Here is a 2798-nt window from a genome sequence, read left to right on the forward strand (position 1 = left end):
GTGCTCGCCAAACCCTTCCGCAGCGAGCGCCTGCTGGAGCGCCTGCACAGCCTGCACGGCCCCGCCGCCGCCGCAGCCTGATACCGAACGACACCATGCTGAACTTTGAACTGCTGAAAACAGAGGGCCACGCACGCCGCGGCCGCCTGACCCTCAACCACGGCGTCGTCGAGACGCCGATCTTCATGCCCGTGGGCACCTACGGCACCGTGAAGGGCGTGATGCCTCGCTCGCTCGAGGAAATGGGCGCCCAGATCATCCTGGGCAACACCTTCCACCTGTGGATGCGCCCTGGGCTGGACATCATGCAGCAGTTCGGTGGACTGCATAAGTTCGAGAACTGGCACAAGCCCATCCTGACCGACTCGGGCGGCTTCCAGGTCTGGTCGCTCGGCGACATGCGCAAGATCAGCGAGGAAGGCGTGCGCTTCGCCTCGCCGGTCAATGGCGACAAGCTGTTCCTCACGCCCGAGATCAGCATGCAGATCCAGACCATTCTGAACTCGGACATCGTCATGCAGTTCGACGAGTGCACGCCCTACTGGAAGGGCGACAAGTCGCTCGGCCACATCACCACCGAGAAGGAAGCGCGCGCCTCGATGGAGCTCAGCCTGCGCTGGGCCAAGCGCTGCATCACCGAGTTCCAGCGCCTGCAGAACCCCAACGCGCTGTTCGGCATCGTGCAGGGCGGCATGTTCGAGCACCTGCGCGAAGAGTCCCTGGCCGGCCTGGTGGACCTCGATCTGCCCGGCTACGCCATCGGCGGCGTGAGCGTGGGCGAGCCCAAGGACGAGATGATGCGCGTGATGAACCACATCTCGCCCAAGCTGCCGGCTCACAAGCCACGCTACCTGATGGGCGTGGGCACACCGGAAGACCTGGTGGCCGGCGTCGCCACCGGCGTCGACATGTTCGACTGCGTGATGCCGACCCGCAATGCGCGCAACGGCCATCTGTTCACACGCTTTGGCGACCTGCGTCTGCGCAACGCACGCAACAAGTCGGACGAGCGCCCGATCGACGAGACCTGCACCTGCTACACGTGCGCCAACTTCAGCCGCGCCTACCTGCACCACCTCGACCGTTGCGGCGAGATGCTGGGCCCGATGCTCACCACCATCCACAACCTGCACTACTACCTCAACCTGATGAAGGAAGTGCGGCAGGCGCTCGACGAAGGCCGCTTCGCCGCGTTCCAGCAACAATTTGCCGCCGACCGCGCCCGCGGGGTCTGAGCGGCAGGTGCGTTCAGCGCCGACGCTGCATCAGCAGGTCGGCGATGACGGCGCGGTGCTCGGACGCAATGGCGCCGCCCACCTTGACGGCGCGCACGCCGATGTCCTCGCTCACCAGGATGTGGTCGATGCGCAAGAAGGACTGGAACAGGCCGATGCGCAGCGAATGACCGTGCGTGTAGCCATAACCGAAGCCGGCCGACGACCACGCATCGCGCAGCCCCGTGGCCAGCAGACTGCGGACGACGTCGGTGCGCTCGGGCGCATTCAGGTCCCCCGCCACCACGACCGGCCCGCGGATGCCCCGCAGGGCCTCGGCAAGCGCCTGGGCCTGCTCCACGCGGACCGTGGCGTTGCCCTCCCACACCTCCAACCCATCGAGGCCACCGCGGCGCACGGCCAACAGCCCCTGCCGCGGGGTCACGAAGTGCACATTGACCAGAGTGAAGCGGCCGTGAGGTCCGTCCACCTCGCACCGCACGAAGTCGTGGGCCTCGCGCTGTTCCGGTGGAAAAGGCAGGCGCTCCGCATGGCAGCCGTGCAGGGGGAAGCGGCTGGCCACCACATACTGCCCGTGCAGGTACACGTTGCGGTCGCCGAACAGGCTGGCCTGCAGGCCGGGCATCGACCGCTCGATGTGGCGCAGTTCGCCCGCATCCTGCATCACCAGCACATCGGGGTCGTGTGCCGCAATTTCGGCGGCCAGCCCCTCCATGCCGCCAGGGCGCTGTGACGCCAGCATCACCTTGGCGTTGTAGGTCATCAGCCGCAGCGGCTTGTCGCCCTCGTCGGCCAGGCCAAGCGCCAGATCCATGACGACCCCGCTGACCAGCAGCACCGACGCCAGGCTCATCAGCCGCCACACGGGCCGCAACCACATCGAGGCCCACAGCGCCAGCACCGCAGGCACCAGCAACCAGGGCCAGGGCAGATAGGGCGCGAGCACCAGCAAGGGGTGGGCCGAATGGCCCGCGTGCAGCAACCAGGCTGTCACGCCGGACACGAAAAACACCGCCGCCACGCCAAGCCGCACAAACGGCGACACCCAGGTCAGAACACTTCGCCGCACCGGCTTTGTCGACACACTCAACCGATCATCCCCATTGCCACACCCGCTGCAGGTGCGGGCTCACCAGAACTGCCAGTTTCCATTCAGCACGACCCACACACCGAGCACGCCGTTGGTGACGGCATGGGCCAGGATCGGCGCCCACAGGGAGCGGGTGTAACGATACAGCAAGGCATAGGCCAGCCCCGCCACGATGGCGCCCAGCCAGTGCGTATGGGCCAGCATGAACACCAGCGTGGACAGCGCAATGGCCTTGACCGACACCCGGGCGGGATCGACCGACTCAAAATCGGGGCGGTCCACCCAGCGCATCAGGAAGGAGCGCCAGAACAGCTCTTCCATCACCGGAACCATCAGGGCCGCACCCACCCAGCGAAAGGCAATCAGCCCCCACATCAGGCGGCCCTCTTCATCGACCGGCACGAAGTTGGCAGTGGGCTCGCCCAGCATCATCCAGGGCTCGGTCAGCACCACCCAGAGCTTGAACACCACCA

General features: G+C 66.5%; 3 protein-coding genes. 1 reads left to right on the forward strand and 2 read right to left on the reverse strand.

Translation table 11 applies throughout. The annotated features are described in order from the left end of the window. Nucleotides 1–95: 95 nt before the first annotated feature. Nucleotides 96–1235 (forward strand): tRNA guanosine(34) transglycosylase Tgt, encoded by a 1140-nt coding sequence (gene tgt / locus Q0Z44_RS18230; protein WP_298015423.1) that lies wholly within the window; start codon nucleotides 96–98, stop codon nucleotides 1233–1235. 13 nt (nucleotides 1236–1248) lie between these two features. On the opposite strand, the gene Q0Z44_RS18235 is transcribed toward tgt, so the two are convergent. Together Q0Z44_RS18235 and Q0Z44_RS18240 are read right to left on the reverse strand one after the other, a co-directional pair. Beyond that, nucleotides 1249–2238 carry an endonuclease/exonuclease/phosphatase family protein gene (locus tag Q0Z44_RS18235; protein WP_298015425.1) on the reverse strand — a complete coding sequence of 330 codons (990 nt, stop codon included), beginning with the start codon at nucleotides 2236–2238 and terminating at the stop codon, nucleotides 1249–1251. Between the two features lie 126 nt (nucleotides 2239–2364). Continuing rightward, a partial coding sequence (locus tag Q0Z44_RS18240) for a CAAX prenyl protease-related protein (RefSeq protein WP_298015427.1) occupies nucleotides 2365–2798 on the reverse strand: 434 nt, incomplete at its 5' end.

This window comes from uncultured Aquabacterium sp., from assembly GCF_947366995.1.
GTDB lineage: Bacteria > Pseudomonadota > Gammaproteobacteria > Burkholderiales > Burkholderiaceae_C > Aquabacterium.